This is a genomic window from uncultured Campylobacter sp., from assembly GCF_937981295.1.
In the GTDB taxonomy this organism is placed as follows: Bacteria; Campylobacterota; Campylobacteria; order Campylobacterales; family Campylobacteraceae; genus Campylobacter_B.
This window is the reverse complement of sequence record NZ_CALJPC010000014.1, coordinates 1-23,631: the sequence shown is the minus strand read 5'-3', so window position 1 is coordinate 23,631 and position 23,631 is coordinate 1. Positions and strand designations below refer to the sequence as shown.

Sequence of the window (23,631 nt, the reverse complement as noted above, 5' to 3'; positions counted from 1 at the left end):
TTTTCCTTTAAATATTATTTATCGGCATGACGACCGTTTTTAAGCCATCCGCGCTAAGTACGAACGCCGTATCGGAGCTGTTAAAATCAAGCTCAAAAATTTCACTCTCGATATTACTTAAAAAATCAAGTAAAAAGCGGTTTTTCACGCCAAAAACTATCTCGCCGTTTATCTCGATCGCCGCTTCAATCTCGGTTTTTGCCTCGGAATTATCTTCGTTAATGCTCTCAAAAATCATTCCGTCCTTTTTAATGGTAACCTTCATCTCCTCGCACATCGCGTTTATAGCTCGCACGCCGCTTACCATCTTATCGCGTGGGATTAAAATTTTATACGCCGTATCGCTTGGGATCACGCGCTCGTAGTTTGGAAATTTGCCATTAATAAGCTTTGTAAAAAATTCAAAATTCTCGCTCACTGCTAGTAGCACGTTTTCGTCGTAGTAAATTTTAATTTTATCCGAAAATAACTTTTGAATTTCGCCTATCGCCTTTTTAGGAATCAAAATTTTAGTATCTAGCTCGCCCGCTTTTGATTGAGTGATCAGCTTATAAACGCTAAGTCGCTTCGTATCGGTTCCGACTAAATTTAAAAAGCCCTCTTTTACGTCGATCAAAGCGCCATTAAGCTCATATTTTGGATTGTTGGTGTCTATCGACGGATATATTTTTTTAAGGCTTCTGCCTAAAATTCCAGCGTTTACGTCAAAGCTGTTTTTACCATCTATTGTAGGAAAGTTTGGAAAATCATTAGTCTCAAACATTGGAAGTTTATACTTGGATTTTTTTTGCTTTACGAATAGCACTCCGTTGACAGTTTCTAAAGTAACGTTATCGTCGCTTAGACCTTTAATTACGCTAAGGAGCTTGCCTCCATTTGCTGTAGCTTCTCCCTCTGTTTCTATTGAGACGTTTTGAAGATTATAGCTTAGACCGATTTCGTGATCGGTAGCTTTTATACTAAAAATTCCATTTTTTGCACTCATTAAAAGATGCGAAGTTATCGAGCTTAGATCTTTTTTATCAAGATAGGAGCTAGTATTTGAAACTATCTCTTCTAGAAGTTTTTTAGTGATTAACACTTTCATATTTTTATCCTTTTAAATTTTTATCGTTGTAGTAGTTGGTAAGTGGTTTTTGTGAAAAACTTATTCTAAAACTTGTCTTTAGGTAGTTTATCCAGTGAGTAAGTAGCTTTGTTTTATTCACTTTCATTCACCTTTTTTGCTTTATTTTTATAAAGTTTAAATTTCATTCTTGTCCTTTTTGGTTATTTTGTTTTTTAGCTCTTCGATTTTTATCTTTAACATCTCGTCGGTTTGTATGAGCTCGTTGATTTTTTTGATATTTTTGCTGATGGCGCTGTGATCTTTTAGATTAAAAAATGCGGCGATTTTAGGCATTGAGTTTTGAGTTAACTGTTTGGTTAGATATATGCAAATTTGACGCGCTTCGACGACGTTTTTAGCTCGCGTTTTGCTCTTTAGTTCACTAGGTTTTACGTTCAGTTCTTTTGAGATCACCTCGATGACGTGTTCGAGATTCACGCTTGAATATTTTTGATGGATCTGATCTTGAAGTGTACTTTTTGTAAATTCCAGCGTGATCTTTGTGCGAAGTATCGACGAGTAAGCGTTTAGCTTGTTGATTGCACCCTCGATCTCGCGGATATTGTCGCCCATATTTGCAGCGATATATTCTACGACGTCGTGTGGAATTCTAACGCGATTTTCTTCGCTCTTTTTATTGATAATGGCGATTTTAGTTTCGAGATCTGGCGGGGTAATGTTTGCTATTATGCCGCTTTCAAATCGCGTTGTGAGGCGGCTTTCAAAGCCTTTTAGGAATTTTGGTGGTAGGTCGTTGGTAAGGACGATTTGGCAGTTTTTGTCTTTCAGCTCGTTAAACGTATAAAAAAGTTCCTCCTGGGCTTTATCGCGTCCGATTAAAAACTGAATGTCGTCGATGAGCAAAACGTCGCAGTTGCGGTATTTTTGTTTAAATTTATCGATCGAGTTGTTTTTGAGATTAAAGACGAAATCATTGGCAAACTGCTCGCTAGTGACGCAAATGACGGTCTTTCCCTTTTTGATGCAGTAATTTCCGATCGATTGAAGCAGGTGAGTTTTTCCTAGCCCGCTAGGTCCGTAGATAAAAAGCGGATTAAAGCGGATTCCAGGCTCTTTTGCGACGGTAATTGAGCACTCAAAAGCAAATTTATTTGAATCGCCGATGATAAAATTTTCAAAATTATAATTTTCACTTAAAATTGTGCTCTTAGGCTTTTCGGAGATGATTTTTACCTTTTCTTTCGGCGAAATTTTAGCCTTTGAGGTGATTTTGACGATCACGTCATTAAGTCCGAACTGTTTTTTGATAAGCTCTTTTATTTTAGTGCCGTATTTTGTCTGAGCGTATTTAGCGATAAACTCGTTAGTTGCGTTGTAGATGAAAAATTCCGGTGTCGAGTTTTTATCGTTAAATTTCAAATTTTTGATATATCTAGAGTATTCGGTAGGCAAAATTTCCTTCTCTAGGTTTGATAAAATTTCTTGTGCTTGTGACGTCGCCATTAAATTCCCTTATAAATTAAGTCGCTATTTTAGCTAAATTTCACTAAATTTGCGGTAAATTTCAGTTTATTCACCGGTGATTAAGCCGTGAATAAGTGTGAAAGGTGGCTATGAAAATTTTAGGAATTGATCCGGGAACTAGAAATTTAGGCTATGCGATTTTGGAAAAAGATGTGAATAAAATTACTCTTATAGAGGCGGGACTTGTGAAAATGAAGGCCGAAAATGTGCAATTTCAAATGACGCAGATGAGCGAGGCGATCGATCAAATTTTTAGCGCTCATAAGATCGATGAGGTCGCGATAGAATCGATGTTTTATGCCTATAATCCGCAGTCTGTTTTAAAGCTTGCTCAGTTTCGCGGCGCGCTGGCTCTTAAAATTTTACAAATTTTTGGGAATTTTGTCGAATATACGCCGCTTCAGGTAAAAAAATCTGTCACGGGCAAGGCAAAGGCTGCAAAGGAACAGGTTGCGTTTATGGTTAAGCGAATTTTGGGGATTAATAAGGAGATTAAGCCGCTTGACATCACCGATGCCATAGCTATTGCGCTTACGCATGCAAATGTTATGCGCTTAGCGCCTAAATAGGAGGTTTTGTGAAAATCGCTATTTTGCAAATGGATGTGAAAGTAGCTCAAAATTTTGCAGATTGTGAGCAAAATTTTGTTCATGCGCGCGAGCTGATAGATCGCGCGTTAAAACGCGGCGCGGACGTAGTGGTGCTGCCCGAGGCATTTAACACGGGCTTTAATACGGCTAAATTTAAAGAGCTTGCCGATACGAACGCTGCTTATACGAAAAAATTTTTAAGCGAAATTTCGCAAAAAAGCGGCGCTGTTTTAATCGGCGGATCGATAAGCTCCGAGCGAAATAAAATTTACAATTCTACTTTCGTATATCAAAACGGAGCCGAAATTTTACGCTACGACAAGATCCACGCTTTCTCACCCGTTCGAGAAAACGAGATCGTAAGCGGCGGCGATAAGCTAGGCATTTGCGAGATAAAATTTCAAAATCGCGCGGTCAAAATCGGCGTCGCGATCTGCTATGATCTGCGCTTTTGCGAAATTTTTCGCGCCTTGGCGCTTCGCGGCGCGCAAGTGGTTTTTGTAATCGCACAGTTTGCACAAAGCCGCATAGAGCATTTTATCACGCTTGCGAAAGCCCGCGCGATCGAAAATCAAATTTTTATCTGCGCGGTAAACGGCTGCGGCGATACGGGGCAGGGCGAGAGTTTCGGCGGAAATTCCATGCTGATCGGTCCGGGAGGCGAGATCGTCGCGCGCTTAGGCAAAAAAGAGGCCGTGAAGATCGCTCGAGCGGATTTAGATGAAATTTTAAAATTTCGCGCTAAAATGGATCTTTTAAAAGATATGAAACCTGAAATTTATAAGGAGTTTTGATGAAAACTTTGGTATTTGTGATCGATATGCTAAACGGCTTCGTAAAATTCGGCGCGATGGCCGATCCTAGCATAGCAAAGATCGCTCCTGCGGTGCTTAAACAGATTGAGGCGGCGAAAAACGTGCATTTCATCTGCGATGCTCACGCCGAGCGGGATTTGGAGATGAAGCGCTACCCGATCCACTGTCTAGTTGGCTCGCCCGAAGCGGAGGTGATCGAGGAGCTTGCGCCCTACGTAGGTGAGCAAAACGTCACTTTTAAGCGCAGTACGAACGGCTTTCATAATTTGGATAAAAAAATTCTGGACGGCTTCGATCGCTTTGTGATTACGGGCTGTTGCACCGATATCTGCGTGATGCAGTTTGCGCTTAGCCTGCGCACCTATCTCAACGAAACTGGCGAGGATAAGGACGTCATCGTTCCGCGAGGTGCGGTAGCTACCTACGATGCGCCGAACCATGAGCGCGGCTACTACGACGAATGTGCGCTAAGCTTAATGCAAAATGCGGGTATTTTGGTAATTTAAGCTGCGCTTGGATCAGACAGAATTTTAAGTTAAATTTTATAGAGTATAAATTTAAAATTTAGAGCCGCTCTTAGAATTTTGAAATTTTGTGTTGCTCGTAAAATTTTAAAATTTTAATCTTTTTATGGAATTTAGCTTTGTTTTACCGCGACTGCTTTTGCGACGAAAAATCCCACTACTCCGGAAATTATCGAGCCTAAAAATACCGCGAGCTTGTCCGTGTAATGATACATATCGCTGCCACCATATGCTAGGCCATCGACGAAAAGCGCCATCGTAAAGCCGATACCACAGATGATTGCTACTGCGTAAAGCTGCGGCCAGCCTGCATTTTCAGGCATGTAGGCGATTTTGGCTTTGATTAGGATCCAGCTAAAGGCAAAAATTCCGATCTGTTTACCGAAAAATAGTCCAAGCATGATGCCCATCGGCACCGGACCGAAAAGGAAGCTAGGACTGATGCCTGCTAGCGAAACGCCTGCGTTTGTAAAGGCAAAGATCGGCAAGATGAAGAAATTTACGGGGTAGGCTAGTCCGTGCTCCATATCCTTTAGCATAGAGCCCGAGCGGGTTTTAAGCGGGATACAAAAACCCGCAAGCACTCCCGCGATGGTCGCATGTATGCCAGAGTTTAGGACCATCACCCACAGCACAACGGCCACGATGATAAACGGAAGCTTTTTATCAACGCCAAGTCTGCTCATCGCTAGCATTATTGCGACACAGGCAGCCGCGCCGCCTAGATAGATTGCGTTTATGGTAGAGGAATAAAACAAAGCGATGATTAAAATTGCGCACAGATCGTCCATTATGGCAAGCGTCAAAACGAAAATTTTAAGGCTAGCCGGGATTTTTTTGCCTAAAAGCGCCATCACGCCCACGGCAAAGGCTATGTCGGTCGCCGTTGGGATCGCCCAGCCCTTCATCGCGACGGCATCGCTCCAGTTGATGATCGAAAATATGATCGCAGGCATCATTACTCCGCCCAGAGCCGCGAAGCTAGGAAGTAAAATTTGTGAGAAATGGCGCAGCTGTCCTTCTATTTTTTCGCGCTTGAGCTCAAGTCCAATGGCAAAGAAAAATATCGCCATAAGCACGTCGTTTACCAAAAAATGCATCGATTCGTCAAGTTTCGCAGAACCCACACCTATGGTGAAGCTTAGATGTAAAAATGCCTCATAGTATTTAGATAAAAAGTCCACATTTTGAGCTATGATCGCAAAAACCGCGGATAGAAGTAATATAACGCCGGCGCTACTTTCGCTTGATAAAATTTTCTTAATGATATGTTGCACATGCTTCCTTTAAAAATTTTGCCTTAATTTTATGCAAATTTTAATTAAATTTTTATCAAAACGGGCTAGTTGCTCGGTAAATTCGGCATTATTAGCATTGCATAAAGTATTATAAACATTATGATCGTAGGGCCTTCGTTGATCGCACGGAAGTATTTTCCGCTCCTGTGACACTCGTTTTTTTCAAATTTATACATATAATAATACAGCCACAAATGATAACAGATTAGCAAAACTCCGGCTAGTAATTTTATATGAAAATATCCCATTTTCATAAGCCCAGGATTTAAAATAATAAGCATCACGCCGCTAAAAACCGTTACGACCATTGCTATCCAGCCGATCGCGTGATACAGCATCCGCTCCATCTTTTTAACGACCTTTACGAAATCCGGCTTGTCTAAATTTTCAGCGTGATATACATACAAGCGCGGCATGTAAAATAGCATCGCCATCCATGAAATAAAACCCGCAAAATGGACAAATTTAAACCAAAAATAACTCATTTGAGCCTCCTTAATCTCTCATTAAAATTTCTTTTCGCGCCTCGAATTCCTCTTTAGAAATCGCGCCTTTTTGATACAGCTCAAAGAGCGCATCGACTTTTTTTAGACGCCCCTCGTAGTCGTCTTCCTCCGTCTCGCTTGCAAAAGCATTTAAATCTTCCACCCAAATTCCTACGAAAAATATGTCTAGCAAAATCCAAATTCCCCAAATCGCCCAAAACAAAAAGCCCACCAAAAACCATAGTGTAAAACTTCCCAGCCAAAATAGCGCAATTTGAGCAAATCCGCTGATAAATTTGCCGCAATAAATTCTATGCAGTCCGCCGCCGATCGGCATAGCTGCGATCCATGAAAACGCACCTAAAAACCAAAGCGCGTAAGCGATATAATTATTTCTCTTCATTTTTCTCCTTTTTCGCGATCTTGTAGCTTTGGAAGATAAAAATCACGACGGCCAGATCTATCATCACGTCGGCGAAATTAAACACCGCGAACTCAAACCACTTATGCCATGCGACATAATCTACGACGCCGCCGCGAATAAAGCGATCGAGTAAATTTGAGCAGCCTCCCGCGAGCATCAGCGCAAACGGCGCCCAGTGCTCGCAAAAAAGCTTTTTATGACAAAATACATACGCCGCAAGCGCCGAGATCAGCGCGATCTGGATAAATTTTAAATTTTCGCCCAAAAAGGCAAACATCGAAAACGCAACGCCGCGATTAAGCGTAAGCTCTAGCGAAAAAAACTCCCCCTGCCACGAAAAGCCGTTTAAAAACAGAAGTTTGATCGCTTGATCGATTGCAAAAATAACCGCGAAAAGCAGGACAAATTTAATACAGGTCTTAGCCATCTTGCAATCCAAATTTAAATATGTAAAGCCTGCATTTTTTATCCGCGCCTTTTGTACCGAGCCATGAGCTTGTCGCGCCGTAAAATTTCACCGCAACGCTACTCATTTAGGGCTTTGGTAAAAAATTTCTCGACCTCATCCATGCGCTTTTGCAGCAGTTTTTCGTTTTTGCCCTCGATTAAGAGGCGGATAACGTTTTCGGTGCCGGAGTAGCGAAAGAGCGAGCGGATCTTGTCCGCTTTAAGGCTTGTTTCAAGCTCCTTTAGCCCTTTTAATTTTTCAAGCGGTTTTTTATCCGCGATCTTTAAATTTCGTAAAATTTGAGGATACGGCTTAAGCATTGATGAAAGGTCGCTCGCTTTTTTATGCGTATCCAGCATGCAGGCGGCGAATTGCAGCGCGCTTGCGATGCCGTCGCCCGTTTTGGCGTAATCGCCAAAGATCACATGCCCGCTCTGCTCGCCGCCGAAATTTGCGCCTAGTTCGTGCATCGTCTCAAGTACAAATTTATCGCCTACGTTGCAGCGATGAAGCGCGATGTCGTGTTTAGCTAAAAAATCCTCCAGCGCAGAATTACTCATCACTGTGGCTACCATTTTATTGCCTGCTAAGCGATTTTTTCCTTTCAAATAGACTGCTAAAATTCCAAGCAGCGCGTCGCCGTGGATGATCTCGCCGTTTTCGTCCACGACTACGAGCCTATCGGCATCCCCGTCGAAGGCAAAGCCGACATCGGCGCGTAATCTTTTGACCTCCGAGGCTAAATTTTGCGGGCTTAGTGCGCCGCAAGCATCATTAATATTTTTGCCATTAGGTTCGTCGCCGATGACGATAGTTTCGGCTCCCAGCTCGTTAAATACGGTAGGTGCGACCCTGTAGCTTGCTCCGTTTGCGCAATCAAGTACCACGCGAAGCCCGTGCAGCGTCTTTTGCTTCGGGAAGGAATTTTTAATATGCACGATGTATCTGCCGATGACGTCGTCCACGCGCTTTGCGGCGCCGATTTGCATCATTTTGGTGCGCGCTTCGGCAATGAGCTCGTCGTTAAAATAAATTTTTTCGATCTGCGCTTCCTCTTTTTCATCAAGTTTAAAGCCTTCGCTGTTGAAAAATTTAATGCCGTTGTCGTAGTATGGATTGTGGCTTGCACTTATCATAATGCCCGCGTCGCAGCGCATATCCTCCGTAAGAAAGGCGATCGCAGGAGTAGGCATCGGTCCGATCTGGCGGACGTTGTAGCCCACGGAGGTAAGGCCTGCTACGATCGCGGTTTCTATCATATAGCCGCTTCTGCGGGTATCTTTGCCGACTAAAATCATATTCGTAACGGAATTTTTCCTAAAGTAAATCCCTGCCGCCATTGCTACGCGCATCGCAAGCTCGGCGGTCAGAAATTCTCCCGCTTTACCGCGTACGCCGTCCGTTCCGAAAAGTTTCATTATCAAATCCTTATATAAAAATCGGGAAATTCTACCAGAAAAAGTTTAATCTTAATAAATTTAAACTATATTTAAATTTTACTTAAATTAAGCGTCGATTAAATATTTTTTACGTATAATCGTAGGTTCAAATTTAACCGAAAAGGAACGTTATGGCAAATCACAAATCCGCCGAAAAACGCGCGAGACAAACCATAAAAAGAACGGAGCGAAATAGATTTTATCGCACCAGAGTAAAAAATATCACAAAAGCCGTAAGAGAGGCGGTCGAGAGCAAGGATCTAGACGCAGCGACTCAGGCTCTAAAAACGGCTAATGAAAGCTTTCACAGCTTCGTAAGCAGGGGCTTTTTGAAAAAACAGACCGCGAGCAGAAAAGTAAGCCGCCTAGCCAAACTCGTAAATTCTTTAAAAACCGCCGCGTAAGCGTTCCTTACGCATAAAATTTAAATGCTAGCCGATAAACTAAAGCCTTTTTTGGATCGCTATGACGAGCTTTCGCGCATGCTTAGCGATCCCGCAGTTACCGCAGATATCGCCAATATGACTGCGTTATCTAAGGAGCAGCGCAATATCGAGCCGATCAAAGAGGCGGCTAGCGAGTATCTTAAAATTTTAAATCAGATCGAAGAAAACAAAGCCCTGCTAAGCGATGCCGATCTCGGCGAGCTAGCCAAAGAGGAGCTTAAAAGCTTAGAGATGCAAAAGCCGCAGCTCGAAGAAAAAATCAAAATTTTACTGCTTCCGAAAGACCCCAACGACGATAAAAATATCTTCCTTGAGATCCGCGCCGGTACGGGCGGCGACGAAGCGGCGCTGTTTGCGGGCGATCTGCTCGGCGCGTATCTGCGCTACGCCGATCTTCGTGGTTATAAATGCGAGATCGTAAGCACTAGCGAAGGCAGCGTCGGCGGCTACAAAGAAGCGATCTTGCTCGTAAAGGGCGCGGGAGCGTATTCGCGGCTGAAATTTGAAGGCGGCACTCACCGCGTGCAGCGCGTCCCCGAGACGGAGAGCCAGGGCAGGGTGCACACCTCCGCGATCACCGTCGCCGTGATGCCCGAGATCGAGGATAGCGAGATACAGATCAATCCGAACGACCTTCGCATTGACGTTATGCGCAGCTCCGGCCACGGCGGACAGTCCGTAAATACCACAGACAGCGCCGTTCGTATCACTCACATCCCGACCGGCTTAGTCGTCACCAACCAAGACGGCAAGGACCAGCACAAAAACAAAGAAGCGGCGATGAAGGTGCTGAAGGCGCGCCTTTACGATATGCAGGAGCAGGAGCGGCTCGAAAAAGAGCGCAAAGATCGCAAGGATCAGGTAGGCACCGGCGACCGCTCGGGGCGAATTCGTACCTACAACTATCCGCAAAACCGCATCAGCGACCACCGCATAAATTTAACTCTCTACCGCCTGGACGCGATAATGGCAGGGGGCTTGTTCGACGAGATCATCGATCCGCTCATCGCGCACTCTCAAGCTGAAGCGATCGCAAACGCGGGCTATTAGCCTTTTAAAATTTAATCCTCATATTTTCAAAATTTTGCTGCGATTTTGTTGCAAAATTTACTTAAATTTAGCCGCAAGCCTTCGGGACAATGTGTTTAATGGCTTTCGCCTCGGCAAATTCACTTAAATTTCATCGCAGTCGTCGCTTGAAATCCCGCCTTTTTAAATTTAAATTCTATTCGCCGTGCCGCCTGGCGTTTTAAATTTCTCTGTTTTTTTAAAATGCGCGCCTTAAACGCCGCTTTAAAATTTACGCAGACGCGAGCAGGGGGGGTCGCTGCGATAAATTTAAAGTCAAATTTTATTTCTAGCCATCTTTTAATTTGTTTCTTATCTTTGGTGTATTAAATCCCGCTTCGTTTCATTCGTAAATTTGAAACGTATTTCTAAAAAGGAAAAACAATGAGCGAAAGAAATTTACAAATTTTAGGTTGGGCGGGCACATGCCTGTCGGTCATCATGTACGTATCCTACGTGCCGAACATAATGGCAAATTTAAGCGGCAACAAAGTCCCGTTTCTCCAGCCGCTCGCAGCCGCGATAAACTGCACGATATAGCTTAGCTACGGCCTGCTAAAGCCCAAAAAGGACTATCCGCTCGCCGCGGCGAATTTCCCGGGGATCATCTTTGGGCTACTAATCGCAATAACGGCGCTTTGAACCGCGCTTTTAGCGGCTTGATAAATTTTAAAACCGCCCGCGCCGCACCTTGTCTGCCGCGTCCGCAACGCTTTTTAGTCGCCTACTACGCTGCAACTACTCGATCGCTGTCAGCTGAGCCTGAGCTAGCTTACCACAAGCGCGCCCGCACCTCAAAAATCCATTACGACGTGGCTTTAAAATTTCACAAAATCGCTCGCTCCGCATTCAAATCTGACGAATTTAAATAACTTTTATACAAAATTTGATAAGCTTATTTTGATTAAAATTTTATCTTTAAAAGGACGAAAAATGAAAAAGGTCATCACTTGCGTCGATCAAAATGCGCTTGCCCCGGCGGTTAGAGATTACGGAATTTACGTCGCTAAAACCTTGGGTGCCGAGCTCGTGTTTATTCACGTGGTTGAAATCCCGGAGCTTGGCGAGAATTTTTATGGGCTAGCCGCAGGCGGGATCGTCCTAGGAGAGAATGATATCCTTGCAAATAGCTACGGAAGTCCCACACTAGGCGGCGTGGATGCGGAGAAAGACCACGAAGAAGCCGAAGCGATGCTGGATGAATATATCTGCGCCGCGACTGCTGCGGGCGTAAAGACGAGTAAGATCATCAAAGATGGCGATTTCATCGACGTTATCGCTGAGTACAAGGACGAAGCTGAAATTTTTGTACTCGGTATCAAGGGCTCAAATAACGAGGACGTAGGCTTTAACGCAAGCGTGCTAATAAAGGAGCTTCACGTGCCGTCGCTGCTCGTGAATAAGGAATTTTCACCGATTAACTCCGTGCTCATTGCGTTTGACGGCACCGATGCGGCAAAGCGCACGCTTGAGTTTATAAAGAGCTCAAAGCTTCTTGCGAGCGCGCATAAGCATGTCTTGCACATCAATGCGGGTGCCACAGAGGGCGAGCGGATGCTAGATCTGGCGCGCGAAATTTTAGGCACTCAAAACGCCACTTTCAAATACATCCAAGCCGAAGTTCCCGCCGATGAGATCATCAAATATCGCCGTGCCAATAACCTCGATCTGATCGCTACCGGTGCCTTTACGAAGGGCTTTTTCAAAAAGCTCTTTTTAGGCAGCGTTTCCGAGGATATCTTGCACAATGCGCTTGTACCGGTGCTAGTGCTATCGTAATCGCAAGACCAAACGCCGATAAGCGCTAAATTCCGTCGCTTACGTTATTTTAAAGCGGCGGAATTTTAGAATTTTAAATTTTTCAATCCTTCGTTTTTCAAATTCATATACTTTTTAAAATTCATAGAAATTTTGCTTAAAAATTCGTCAATAGATCTTATTAAATTCCGTTAAATTAGCAATTGCATATATAATTTTATGATTTAGTTTATTAAAAATTTTATTATTATTTAAGAAGAATTGTAAGATAATCCCGCCAGTAAATTGATATAGATTATAAAATCTAAAAAGGATTTTTATGAAAAAGGGTAAAATTTTACTTTCTTTTGCGCTACTTTGCTCGCCGTTTTGGCTCGCCGCAGCACAAAATGAAAGCTCGCGCCCAAACGCTGCATCGCAGAGCTCCGCGCCGTCTGCTTCAAATTTCGCCGCCAATAATGCGGCGCCGAAAAACTCTACGCAAAAGCCAGCGAGTTCTACCGTCGTAAATTCCACGTCGCAAAGTGGTAGCGCAGAAAATTCTACGCCGCAAAGCGCAGACGGCGATGATTTTGGCACCATAAACGTCACGGGCAAGGCCGATCTATTGACAACCGAAGGCACCGGTATGTATACGACCGATAATATGAACACCGCCACCGGTCTTGATCTAAGCATTCGCCAGACGCCCCAAACCGTCTCCGTTGTACCCGATCAGCTCATAAAGGATTTGAGCCTTACAAAGGTCGATGACGCACTAAATTACGTACCCGGCATTACCGCTACCAGCAGATTTGGTATGAGTTTGCCGATATCGCGTGGTTTTAATATCGACAATATCCAAGAGGACGGCATGCAATCCACGACTGCGCTTGCAGCGCAGGGGCTTTACGGGCAGTCTAAGGAGCACACCGATCTTGCATTTTATGACCGCGTCGAGGTTTTGCGCGGCGTAGCGGGTCTTACGCAGAGCAACGGCGAGCCCGGCGGAACTATAAATTTAGTAAGAAAGCGTCCTCAAAAGGAGCTCGGAGCGAATTTATCGCTAAGTGCGGGCAGTTATGATTATTATCGCGGCAGCGTGGACGTGACGGGTGGCTTAAACGAAAGCGGCTCGCTCCGAGGACGGCTCATCGGCGTAAGCGGCAAGGAGGGCTCCTTTAGAGATTTGCAAAATACCGAACGCGGCGCGGCATCGGCGATGGTGGGAGCTGATCTCGGAGATTTTAGCGAAATTTTAGCCGGTGTGATCTATCAAAAGACAAGAAGCGTTTATGATCCTTTTGGCATTCCTGTAGTGGGCAAGGACGGCAACGCGTTAAATTTAAGCAAAAGAACGACCTTTATATCGGATTGGAGCAGGTCGGTTTATGAAAAATATAATACGTTTTTGGAACTAAATCATAAATTTAGCGATAATATCAAGGCTTACGCCAAACTAAACTATACTCACAGCGAGAGCTTGTTGAAATTCGGCGGCTGGCACGGAGTGGGCAGGGATCCTGCGAGCAGATACATAGGCTATGACAGATACGATAACGGCAGTAAAGAGTTAAGCTTTCAAGTAGGTAGCGATATAAACTATGAGCTGTTCGGACAGAGCCATGATTTTTTTATAAACGCCACCGCGTCGAAGGAGAGATTCACGCAGCACGATAGAGACGTTTACGGCGGCGCAGCGGGATTGACGTATGAGAGCTTTAATAAGGGGCTTATAAACAACGAGCCTAATTGGAATGATACGACCGCGCTATGCGCGCTTGGAACCCGCTGCTACAATCTTTACTACACGATTAAAATTTATCAGCAGATGGTTGCAATGGGCACGAGATATAATTTTAACGATGATTGGCATCTGCTCGTAGGTGGCAGATATTCAAGGCTAAAGCGAGAAAGCGCTACGGATAACTATCGCACGGGCCGCCACAGCGAAGACTATATCGTTAAAAAACACAAGATCACGCCTTACGCGGGGCTTACGTGGGATTTTTCGAGAGATCATTCGCTATATGTGAGCTATGCCGAAATTTATAAACCTCAAACCGCTAGGGATAGAAACGAAAAAATTCTAGAGCCGATCGTAGGCTATAACGCCGAAGTGGGCGTGAAGTCGGAATTTTTCGACGGCGCGCTAAATACGACCGTGGCTTTCTTTCAGATCATGCAGGAAAATAGAGCCGTCACCGACTACGATTATTACGACGCTACGGGTCTAAGCAGATCGGTAGCTAGCGGCAAAGTCAGATCCAGAGGCTTTGACATAGAAGCAAACGGTGCAATTACCGACGAGTGGAAAGTATTCGGAGGCTACACCTACAATAAAAGCGAGTATATGAAGGACGAGAGGCGTTTTGCGGCGCTAAGCAACGTCGATTACCGCAAGGGTGCCAATGCCAAGCCTTGGATCCCTAAGCGTATGTTTAAGCTCTACAGCAGCTACGAAATTCCGCTCGTAGCGCAGCAAAAGATCACTTTGGGCGCCGGATTTCGCTATCAGAGCAAGACCGACAACCAATATACCAGGCGCAGTATCTCGACGGGCGCTTATTACCCCGCTAACGACATCCCCGTACAGGGCGGCTACACGATATGGGACGCCAACGCTGCGTATGAATACAATGAGCATTTTAGTTTAAATTTATCGGTAAAAAACATAACCGACAAGCGCTACTTTATCAATCAAAATAACAGAGTAGCGGGACAAAACAACTACTACGGCGAGCCGCGGAATTTTATGCTGACGTTTAATTATAAATATTAAGGCGCCGTTTTGCTCAAAGTCTGCCCGCGCCTTGCTTTGGGCGGGATGCATAAAATTTGCGAGTAAGTCGTATTCGCAAATCTTTATGCTCTCAGATCGCACGGGTTAGTGTCAATGCGAGCGCAGCGGGGCTTGCATGAAGGTATGAGTTGATCGGCGCTCATTAAGCTTGAGCAATCCAGTGCGCCGAAGTCTGCAGACAGGTTTTGCGCGAATAATGCTGCGCAGTTAAATTTTGCATTCGTTCGCACGGATTTTGTACTTGCAAAGCTGCGAGCGGAGCGAGTACGCAAAGGCGCGTGAGCTAAATTTATCGTAATCCGCGCATGGCGAGGCGGGCAAAATTTAAACGAAGCCGCGGAATCAAAATTTAACTCGCGATTTGGTTGATTAACGATTGATTAGCGCGAGCGATTGCAAGCGATGCGGGCGAGGGCGATAAATTTAATCTCGCGAAATTCCAAGCAAATTAAACGCGCAGGCTTGCGAGCATAAATCCGCTCGCGAGCCTGCGGGATCAAATTTAATCCCGCGATCTCGCTGTAACCGGCGCTAAATTTTAAAATTTAAAGAGAAAATTTGAAAACGCTAAAGCAATTTTTTGAAATTCTACGTCCGCACTGGTTCGGCAAGGGCGCGGCGAAGCTGTGGGCGCTGCTGCTGCTCGCGCTTGGTTTTAGCCTCGCTATCATCAAAATCAGTGTGCTGATGAACGCGTGGGACAAGCGCTTTTACGACGCGCTAAGCGAGCTTAAAGGCGAGCTCATTCCCGCGCTCGTGGGCGAGTTTTTACTCTACACGGCGCTCATCGTGCTTTTCATCGTCTGCGGCAGCTGGCTTCGCAAACTGCTCGTAATCGTCTGGCGCGAGCGGCTAAGCGCGATGATGGAGCGCAAATGGCTACATAACGCAAACTTCTACCGCACGAGCCTTGATGGAAATTTTAGCGCCAGGGGCGGATCAAATTTAGAAAAACCCGGCGACGCGAATTTAGATGAAAATTTAAACGAGCGCGCGGAGTATTCCGCAGTGGAGGCGGACAGCACCGCTTTACATAGAGACGCAAAGGGGTTTGAAATTTTACCGAGCACGGCGGAGCAAAATGCAGCAGAGCAAAGCGGCGCAGGCGAGAATAAAATTTCATCCAAAACTTGCGCAGATCGTGAAATTTCAAAAACGATCGCAAAGCTAGACAACCCCGATCAGCGTATCGCCGAGGACAGCCTGCTGCTCGTGCAAAAAAGCGTCGATCTCGTAAAATCGCTCGTCTATAATCTCGCCAAGCTCATCGCCTTCGTTACGATCTTGTGGCAGGTCTCGAAGGTGCTGAAATTTGAAATTTTCGGCATGCGCTTTGAGATCGAAGGCTTTTTGCTATACGTAGCGCTCCTTTATACGCTGCTTTGCTCGCTGATCACGCATCTCATCGGGCGCAGGCTTAGGAGGCTAAATTTTGCCAAGCAGCGCGCCGAAGCCGACTACCGCTCGGATCTACTGCTCGTGCGCGAAAACGCAGAAGCCGTAGCCTTTATGCGCGGAGAGGGTGCCGAGCGCGGCCGCTTCCGCGCGAGCTTCGGCGAGATCATGAGAAACTGGCGCAGCATCATGAATACGGAATTTCGCCTCGAATGCTTTTCGGCAAGCTACCTAAAAATCACGAATTTAATCCCGATCTTTGCCTGCTTGCCGCTGTATTTGTCGCGCGCGATGAGCTTTGGCGACATGATGCAGGCGCGTTCGGCGTTTTACAGCGTGCAAGACGGATTTGCGTGGTTTATGGACTATTACAAACAGATCATGGAGTGGGCGGCGAGCGTGCAGAGGATTTATGAGTTCATCTCGCGCATGGACGGCGAGAGCGCAAATCTGCGTGCTTGCGTCAAACAAAGCGACGAAAATTCCGCTCGTTGCGAAGGCTTGTCGGTCTTCACGCCTGCGGGCGAGCCGCTGATCGAGGATCTACGCTTCGAGCTTGCGCCCGCGCAGTTTATAATGCTGCGAGGCAAGAGCGGCGCGGGCAAAAGCACGGCTCTGCGCTACGTCGCGGGTCTTTGGAGATACGGCCGCGGCGAGATCAGTTTGCCGCGCACGGGAGTGATGTTTATCCCGCAAAAGCCCTATCTAGCGCCGCTTAGCCTAAAGGAGCTTATCGCTTATCCGCAGCCGCCGCGCAAAGACGATGCGGAATTTTTAGAAATTTTACGCAGCGTAGGACTTAAGAAATTTGCCCGCATGCTAAACTCGCGCGCCGATTACGTTAAAATTTTAAGCGGCGGAGAGGCGCAGCGGCTTAGTTTCGCACGCATTCATTACCACAAGCCGAGCTTTGTTTTCGCAGACGAGATCACGTCCGCGCTCGACCCTGCCTCGGCGCGCGAGCTGCTACTTGGTCTGCGTGCGGATCTACCGAGCCTCGGCATGCTAGCGATCGTGCATCAAACGGGGCTTGAGGACATATTCGAGCGGACGATAGAGCTTTAAATTTTATCGTTTAAATTTCTCGTCGGGGATTTCGCCTTTAAATTCATATCTTTTTAAATCCAGATTTATTAAAATTACTCATTTATATTAAGCGGCGATAAAATTTAGCCGAAGCGCTCGGTGTTCGCATACATGGGCATCGGCATCCGCGTGGCTAGGTGCTCGCACGCAGTCGGTGGCATAGCACCGCCGTAGGTAAGTATTTGCGGCGCAACGAGTAGCTCGGAAGTTGGTCAGCAGTGCGCGATCGCGATTTTGCGCGAAATTAAGTCGGTAAAATTTAAACGCAAAATGATCTGCCAAGAAGACGGCGCCTAAATAAAATTTTAAACCGAGCCGCGATCGGTAGCGTAACGGCATGCTAAATGAGCGGGCTGCGTCAGAGGCGCGATGCGTGGGCGTCGCGATAAGTCAGTAACGCGTCGGATGGCGCGTAACACATCGGCGGCGCAGACGGCACGCCGTAGTCGAGAAGCGGAGCGGTGATACGTACCTACTCGGCGCCGTATGACATAACCTTCGCTCAGGTATATCATCATCGTAACGGCACGACGATCAAAACGAACAACGTTGCCGTGGTGGCGGATCGACAGCACAAAGCGGCGCGGCGTGATTGCGGCGACGACAGCATAAAATGCCACAATATGGCAACCGCGATCGACAGGATGTGTATGTAAGTAAAGCACAGTGCAAGTAGCGCAAACGCGCGATACGATGATGGCGGCCTGCGGAGCGTATAGGCAAGCAGCAGTGCGGACGGCGCAATAACGCCGAGGCGATACGATAGCGGCGACCGACGAGACGTAACGCCGCCGTAGCGTTCGCGTGCGCTACGCCTAAGCCGCTAAATTTTAAAACGAAGCAAGGAGATTTTATGCTTAAAGCGAGGATTGTTTATAAATTTGCGCTCATCGTGTTGCTAGGCTGCACGCTTTGCATTTTGGGCTTTTCGGGCGCCTACTTTGCGCGCGGCGAGTACGACGAGATGTGGATGAGCCTGCATAAGATCGCGGGATTTGGCCTGCTTTGCGTCGCGATCTTGCATATAATCACAAGGCGAAAGAAGCTCGTAAAGCTCTGGAGCGAGTTTTTGGACGTGGTTTTGAGCCGCAAAAATCCCGGCTTTTGTAATATGGATCGCATAATCGGCGCGATCGAGCGCTATAATATCAGAGAAATCGCTAATAAAATGGGCTTTGAGCCGGACGAGCTCGCTGAGATTTTGAAATCAAACGGCATCAAGCTTGTAAGCGCAGATCAAGGCCTGCGCGAGCTTGCGAAGTTTAACGACGAAAAAATTTTCTTCATCTTGGTGCTTTTGATCGAGGCGAAATTCGGCAAGGCGGGCGAATGCAAGGTTTAAATTTTAAAATTCCGATCCGAATTTGTTCCATAAACTCGCTAAACTCGCTGCTTTAAGAAGCGAAAGTCGCCAAAGAGTCTAAATTTAAAATCGAAATTTTATCGCGCCCAGTAAAACGCTCAAAATCAAAATTTCATCCGAACTACGCCTAAATTTTAAAAAATCTATCTTTAATCTTTGAAATTTATTATTATTTAATCAAGAGAAATTATAATATAGCATTTGCAAATCATTCGCAAAATTTTAATTTTAAATAGGGGAGAGTGATGGTTAAGAAATTTTATCTTTCAAATGCCGCAATCGCGCTAAGTTTGTGCGCCGCCTTACAACTAAACGGGGCTGAAAACAACGCTACGTCCGCAAATATCAGCGCGCCCGGCGCGGGAGCCGTAAATTCCGCAGCTCCTAAAAACGCTTCCGGCGCGAACGCCACAAAGCTGGGCACCATCGTAGTTACCGCGACGGGCTTTGAGGATATGCTTAAAAACGAGGTTCGCAACGTCTCGGTCATCACCGCGGAGGATATGGAAAACCGCGGCTATCGCGATCTACGCGAAATTTTAGAAAAGGCGCCGGGGGTTAGCTTTCACGGCGATACGGTCGATCTGCGCGGACAGGGTCAGAAAGCAAATACCTCCGTCAAAGTCCTTCTTAACGGAGTCGCGCTCAATATGATCGACACGACGCCGACGAGCATCCCGATCGATCTCATTCCGATCGAAGATATCGAGCGCGTGGAGATCATCCCGGGCGGCGGTAGCGTGCTATACGGCAGCGGCACCAGTGGCGGCGTGATAAATATCATCACGAAAAAGGGAGCCAGATACCCGTACGCCAATATCTCGACCAAGATCGCGTCGTATAATTACAATGATCTAAATTTAGGGCTCGGCGGCAACGTGAGCGAGAATTTGTTTCTAAAAACCGCCGTAAAGGGCTTTAAGCAGCGCGGATACCGCAAGGGCGAGAAAAATACCGGCTATTACGGCTCGCTCGGGATGCATTATAAAATTTCGGACGATCAAAGCATCTCTTTTGATCCGAGCTATTATCAGGCGCGAACCTATTCGGTGCCGAGCTTAGGGCTTGCCGAGCTGAGAGCGGATCGCCGCCAGCAAGGAGGTGAACGGACTTTTACCAAAAGTACGCGGGCAAATTTCGATTTCGGCTACACGGTAAAATTCGGTGATAAAATCGAAGCAAATTTGCATCCTTATTATCAAGATATCAGGATCATTCAGAGCGGATTTGTGATGAAAGACCGCAAAGAGGGGGCAAATTTAAAAGGCAAGCTCGACTACGACAGTGGCGAGTTCATAGCGGGATATGATTATCTCAAAAACAAGGGCTTTCGCAAGATTGACTTTACCACTCCGATGAATCCTATGATGAGTCTTTCGCAGCTTACGATCTTTGATATGCAAAAGCTTACCCACTCGGTCTATGCTTTAGAAAAGCACAATTTCACCGAGGCGTTTTCGCTTAGTGCGGGCGGTCGGTTTGAGCGCGCCGAATACAAAGTAAATCGCAGGGTTTCAACGACCATAAAAAGGATGGGAAACATAATCTCGCAGACGCAAGACAGTACCCGAGTAAGCGATCATAAAAACAACTACGCTTTTGAGATTACGCCGAATTTTAATTATTCCAAGGATGGCAATCTATATTTTAAATTTGAGCGCGGCTATATCTCCCCGGGTCCTAATCAGCTCATCGATAAGCTCGGTCGCAACGGTCCTTATGTGCTTAATAACCTCAAATCCGAAACCTTTAAAACCTACGAGATCGGTCTTAAAGATCTGATCTACGGGCAATACGTAAGCGCTACGATCTTTTGGACCGATACGAAAAACGAGATCGTAAACGAAACCCTGGGCAGCTCGATCACCGACGGTTGGCATTTTATCAATATCGACGAGACGCGCCGCAAGGGCGTGGAGCTGTATGCGGAGCAAAGTCTGCTTTCAAATTTAAAGCTCAGCGAGACCTTTTCATACGTGGACGCCAAGATCCAATCCGGCGCGAATAAGGGCAAGCAGGTTCCGCTGGTGGAGCGCTCGAAGTTCGTTTTGGGCGTCGATTACGAGCCGATTAGAAATTTAACGCTGATGAGCGATTTTAAATATTTCTCATCATCGCACGACGCCAACCACGATAGGATCGACTCGCGCACGATCGTGGATCTGGGCGCTGCGTACCGCTTCGCAAGCGGATTTTTGATAAGCGCGGGAGTCAAAAACGTCTTTGACGAGGAGTATAATTACAACCAAAATTTACGCGCAGACGTCTATACTCCGGCTCCAGGGCGCAACTATTACGCGGAGTTTAAATACACCTATTAGCGTGCGTTTAAATTTAGGTGGGGTTTTGAGCTGCGGGCTTTAAAATTTACGGGCGAAATTTAAAATTTTGCCGCCGCGCGCTTTTCCGCCGCAGGATTAAATTTAATAAAAGGAGCGAAGATGAAGCCTGATTATAAAAACTGGGTGCCTAAGGGCATGATCGCGAGCTTTGCCGCGGGTGCGGGCGTAGCGCTAGTTTTGTTTTTGATTTTCGGCGTTTGCGGCGCTTTCGTGGGCGGCGTGCTGAGGTGGTTTCTTGCTGGGCTTTTCGGCGCAGCGGCGCTGGTTTTGATCGGCTTTACGATCTACTGCGTCGTGTGGTACCGCGCGTTTGATTACGGCGGCAAGCGTCAGCTCTCGCGCACGATCGTAGAGGGCACGGCAAAATACGTGGATCTGCCCGAGGGCGGGCGCGGGCTAGACGTAGGCTGCGGCAGCGGCGCGCTAACGATCGCCGTGGCTAAGCGCAACCCGCACGCATCGGTGCTGGGCGTCGATCGCTGGGGCTTTGAGTATGCGTCTTTTAACAAGCAGCTGTGCGAATCCAACGCGCGCGCCGAAGGGGTGCAAAACACTAGCTTCGAGCAAGCCGACGCCACGCAGCTGCCCTTTGAGGACGGCAGCTTCGATGCGGTTACAAGCAACTACGTCTATCACAACATCATGCGCAAGGACCGCCAGGCGCTGCTTTTAGAGACGCTCCGCGTGCTTAAAAAGGGCGGCAGCTTCGCGATCCACGATCTTTTTTCGCGCGGAAACTACGGCGACATGGATGCTTTCATCGCGCGACTTAAGGAGCAGGGCTATGAGCGAGTTGAGCTTATAGATACGACGCAGGGGCTTTTTATGGGCCCGCGCGAGGCGAAATGGCTAATGCTAGGCAGCTCAAAGCTTCTGGTAGGTAGAAAATAGAGAGCCTTCGTAAATTTGATAAGTTAATGTTACGAATATCTTTTATGGCTCTACCGTTTTGACTTCTATCCCCAGCAGGTTGCCTAGGGTAGACGGCTTTTTAAATTTCGCCCGAATCTCGCTCACGACAAAATGCCCATCCTTGCTAAAAGGCTTAACATCTGAGCCAAAAAACATCTCGCTGCGCGCTCGCTCGCAAAATTTGATAGTTTACGTGGTAGACCAGGCTTCAACATCGGTATCCTATGGCGGATTTATTATAAATTCTTAAAACCTTTTGCCATTTTAGACTACTATTTAGATAATATACGAATTAATCATTTTCTAGTATCTTTTCTTACGGCTGTTAAAAATTGATAATACAGATAGCCTAATGAAACTTTATTGAATAAAAATACAAATGAATTACGTTTTAATTCGTCGTCCATATTGCCTATATAAATATACTTCCACAAGTTGTCAAATATTTTATAAAAATATTCAATTTTAAAAGAACATGGATTGATAAATAATTCTTTTACTGCATTCAAATGAAGAAATATTGTTGTTAAAAGGCCCACCAATATAATCCACAATAATGCTAAAACCCAATTTGTAGAATGGTTTGAACTTATATGGTGCAATTTAAATACAATATAATCATCCATATTTACCCATTTGTTTTTTTTCAAGATCCATTCTCTTGCTTTCTAGCTCTAAGGAATGATATTTATTGGCTTCAATTTTATTGCCGATTTTTTCAAAATTATTTTTTATAATACGATATGTTTCTTGTGACGTATGCTTTTTAGATTCAGCGCTATCAAGCCCACTTATACCGAAAAAATTGATTTCCTTATCACAACTTGTAAAGTCAAGATTTAAGCCCTTATTAAAAACAGAACCTCTAAAAGAAGTCAATTTTTCAAAAGTAATATATTTAAATTCCGCCTTTGTATTAAAAAGACATTTGTCAAATAAAGCAAGCCCTTTATACGAAATTTCTTCAAAATCAAACTTATTTTTAAAAACAACTGCTCTAAACTCTGCTAATGCTTCAAAATCAACATCTCTAATTTCAATGGAATCAACTTGAGAACTATAAATTATAAAATCACTTTTAAAAATATTATCAATGATTATTGCCTGACCAATATTTGTATTGCCAATATTAATTTTATTAACCTCATTATCTGCTATCTTAGTTATAGCGAACTGCAACAATTTGATATCATTAAAATTCAAATCAATATGCAAAGTTTTAACATTACTGAGTAAGCTTAAATTTTCAAATGTACAATTATTAAAATTTTGAGTTAACAAATAAATTTCATCAAGCTCAATATCTTGGATATTAATATTTATATTGCTATCTTTAAAATTTATATGCCAATCAGGATTAATATCTTCATTCCAAAATTTGATATCACATTTTTCAAAAATAAATGTAACAAAATGCGTACTATTTATTTCTTGAATCTCTTTTACAATTTCCTTTATTTCTTTATTAATCTTTCCAAATTTAACAATTTCCTCTTCAGTGCATAGGATATCGATACTTTTAAAACTAAAATCTTGATTTGGAAATTGCCCTGAATTTGCTGGTTGGATAACCTTTATTTCTATATTATAAGTTAATTTTGAAAAATTAACTTGCTTTTGTATTATGGATTTTAATTGTTCTTTTAGCTCATTCATTATTTACCTTTCTGTCATTTTTACTTTGTATTTTTATCTGCGTTGCGTCTGCCTCGTTTTGCCGTTTTTGACGCTGCTTAGTAAAATTTGACCCTCTACGCGCAAATTTAGGCGATCGCCGCCGCTTAAATTTATTAAATTTTTCATTTTTGCTCCTGCGGATTAGTTTTAAAAATTATCGCAAAGCGGCGCTTAAAAGCCGCTAAA

The 23,631-nt window shown here is 45.1% G+C and carries 22 protein-coding genes; 13 read left to right on the top strand and 9 right to left on the bottom strand.

Going from position 1 to position 23,631, the window contains the following annotated elements:
- Window positions 1–7 precede the first annotated feature (7 nt).
- A complete protein-coding gene (gene dnaN, locus Q0135_RS01245; RefSeq protein WP_297987620.1) occupies window positions 8–1,087 on the bottom strand; it encodes a DNA polymerase III subunit beta in 1,080 nt (359 codons plus the stop codon).
- Window positions 1,088–1,243: 156 nt separating this feature from the next.
- Complete coding sequence (dnaA, locus tag Q0135_RS01240; protein WP_297987618.1) at window positions 1,244–2,572, bottom strand: chromosomal replication initiator protein DnaA; 1,329 nt, start codon at window positions 2,570–2,572, stop codon at window positions 1,244–1,246.
- 110 nt (window positions 2,573–2,682) lie between these two features.
- Between dnaA and ruvC the strand changes: the two genes are divergently transcribed.
- From ruvC to Q0135_RS01225, 3 genes are read left to right on the top strand one after another with little or no spacing between them, the layout of a single operon-like run.
- On the top strand, window positions 2,683–3,162 hold the full coding sequence (gene ruvC / locus Q0135_RS01235; protein WP_297987616.1) for a crossover junction endodeoxyribonuclease RuvC: 480 nt from the start codon (window positions 2,683–2,685) through the stop codon (window positions 3,160–3,162).
- Between the two features lie 8 nt (window positions 3,163–3,170).
- Complete coding sequence (locus tag Q0135_RS01230) at window positions 3,171–3,977, top strand: nitrilase-related carbon-nitrogen hydrolase (protein WP_297987614.1); 807 nt, start codon at window positions 3,171–3,173, stop codon at window positions 3,975–3,977.
- Window positions 3,977–4,504, top strand: coding sequence for a cysteine hydrolase family protein (locus tag Q0135_RS01225; protein WP_297987613.1), 528 nt, complete (start codon window positions 3,977–3,979; stop codon window positions 4,502–4,504). The genes Q0135_RS01230 and Q0135_RS01225 overlap by 1 nt, the downstream gene beginning before the upstream one ends.
- A 131-nt stretch (window positions 4,505–4,635) precedes the next feature.
- On the opposite strand, the gene nhaA is transcribed toward Q0135_RS01225, so the two are convergent.
- The 5 genes from nhaA to glmM all read right to left on the bottom strand — a co-directional run bounded on the left by nhaA (window position 4,636) and on the right by glmM (window position 8,595).
- Entirely contained in the window at window positions 4,636–5,799 is a 1,164-nt protein-coding gene (gene nhaA / locus Q0135_RS01220) for a Na+/H+ antiporter NhaA (RefSeq protein WP_297987611.1), read from the bottom strand.
- Between the two features lie 65 nt (window positions 5,800–5,864).
- Complete coding sequence (locus Q0135_RS01215; RefSeq protein WP_297987610.1) at window positions 5,865–6,305, bottom strand: CopD family protein; 441 nt, start codon at window positions 6,303–6,305, stop codon at window positions 5,865–5,867.
- A 10-nt stretch (window positions 6,306–6,315) separates the two neighbouring features.
- Complete coding sequence (locus tag Q0135_RS01210; RefSeq protein ID WP_297916965.1) at window positions 6,316–6,708, bottom strand: SHOCT domain-containing protein; 393 nt, start codon at window positions 6,706–6,708, stop codon at window positions 6,316–6,318.
- Complete coding sequence (gene lspA, locus Q0135_RS01205) at window positions 6,695–7,156, bottom strand: signal peptidase II (RefSeq protein ID WP_297987607.1); 462 nt, start codon at window positions 7,154–7,156, stop codon at window positions 6,695–6,697. The genes Q0135_RS01210 and lspA overlap by 14 nt, the downstream gene beginning before the upstream one ends.
- Window positions 7,157–7,254: 98 nt before the next feature.
- Window positions 7,255–8,595 (bottom strand): phosphoglucosamine mutase, encoded by a 1,341-nt coding sequence (glmM, locus tag Q0135_RS01200; protein WP_297987605.1) that lies wholly within the window; start codon window positions 8,593–8,595, stop codon window positions 7,255–7,257.
- A 152-nt stretch (window positions 8,596–8,747) separates the two neighbouring features.
- On the opposite strand from glmM, the gene rpsT reads away from it, so the two are divergent.
- The 10 genes from rpsT to Q0135_RS01150 all read left to right on the top strand — a co-directional run bounded on the left by rpsT (window position 8,748) and on the right by Q0135_RS01150 (window position 21,747).
- Complete coding sequence (gene rpsT, locus Q0135_RS01195; RefSeq protein ID WP_291938896.1) at window positions 8,748–9,020, top strand: 30S ribosomal protein S20; 273 nt, start codon at window positions 8,748–8,750, stop codon at window positions 9,018–9,020.
- Window positions 9,021–9,044: 24 nt separating this feature from the next.
- Window positions 9,045–10,112, top strand: coding sequence for a peptide chain release factor 1 (gene prfA / locus Q0135_RS01190; RefSeq protein WP_297882595.1), 1,068 nt, complete (start codon window positions 9,045–9,047; stop codon window positions 10,110–10,112).
- A gap of 402 nt (window positions 10,113–10,514) precedes the next feature.
- The gene (locus Q0135_RS01185) at window positions 10,515–10,670 is read left to right on the top strand and encodes a hypothetical protein (protein ID WP_295150474.1); all 156 of its coding nucleotides are present in this window, start codon (window positions 10,515–10,517) and stop codon (window positions 10,668–10,670) included.
- Window positions 10,671–11,063: 393 nt separating this feature from the next.
- A complete protein-coding gene (locus Q0135_RS01180) occupies window positions 11,064–11,909 on the top strand; it encodes a universal stress protein (protein WP_297987602.1) in 846 nt (281 codons plus the stop codon).
- Between the two features lie 298 nt (window positions 11,910–12,207).
- Window positions 12,208–14,649: a TonB-dependent siderophore receptor gene (locus Q0135_RS01175; RefSeq protein ID WP_297987600.1), complete on the top strand. Its 2,442-nt coding sequence runs from the start codon at window positions 12,208–12,210 to the stop codon at window positions 14,647–14,649.
- A 579-nt stretch (window positions 14,650–15,228) separates the two neighbouring features.
- On the top strand, window positions 15,229–17,130 hold the full coding sequence (locus tag Q0135_RS01170; protein ID WP_297987599.1) for an ABC transporter ATP-binding protein/permease: 1,902 nt from the start codon (window positions 15,229–15,231) through the stop codon (window positions 17,128–17,130).
- 482 nt (window positions 17,131–17,612) lie between these two features.
- On the top strand, window positions 17,613–17,807 hold the full coding sequence (locus Q0135_RS01165) for a hypothetical protein (protein WP_297987597.1): 195 nt from the start codon (window positions 17,613–17,615) through the stop codon (window positions 17,805–17,807).
- A 197-nt stretch (window positions 17,808–18,004) separates the two neighbouring features.
- Window positions 18,005–18,493 (top strand): chemotaxis protein, encoded by a 489-nt coding sequence (locus tag Q0135_RS01160; protein WP_297987595.1) that lies wholly within the window; start codon window positions 18,005–18,007, stop codon window positions 18,491–18,493.
- Between the two features lie 266 nt (window positions 18,494–18,759).
- Entirely contained in the window at window positions 18,760–20,835 is a 2,076-nt protein-coding gene (locus Q0135_RS01155) for a TonB-dependent receptor (protein ID WP_297987593.1), read from the top strand.
- A 120-nt stretch (window positions 20,836–20,955) separates the two neighbouring features.
- Complete coding sequence (locus Q0135_RS01150; RefSeq protein WP_297987591.1) at window positions 20,956–21,747, top strand: class I SAM-dependent methyltransferase; 792 nt, start codon at window positions 20,956–20,958, stop codon at window positions 21,745–21,747.
- A gap of 42 nt (window positions 21,748–21,789) precedes the next feature.
- Here Q0135_RS01150 and Q0135_RS01145 read toward each other — a convergent pair whose 3' ends face one another.
- Both Q0135_RS01145 and Q0135_RS01140 read right to left on the bottom strand, forming a co-directional pair.
- Window positions 21,790–21,924 (bottom strand): hypothetical protein, encoded by a 135-nt coding sequence (locus Q0135_RS01145; RefSeq protein ID WP_297987589.1) that lies wholly within the window; start codon window positions 21,922–21,924, stop codon window positions 21,790–21,792.
- 462 nt (window positions 21,925–22,386) lie between these two features.
- On the bottom strand, window positions 22,387–23,424 hold the full coding sequence (locus Q0135_RS01140; RefSeq protein ID WP_297987587.1) for a hypothetical protein: 1,038 nt from the start codon (window positions 23,422–23,424) through the stop codon (window positions 22,387–22,389).
- Window positions 23,425–23,631: the final 207 nt, after the last annotated feature.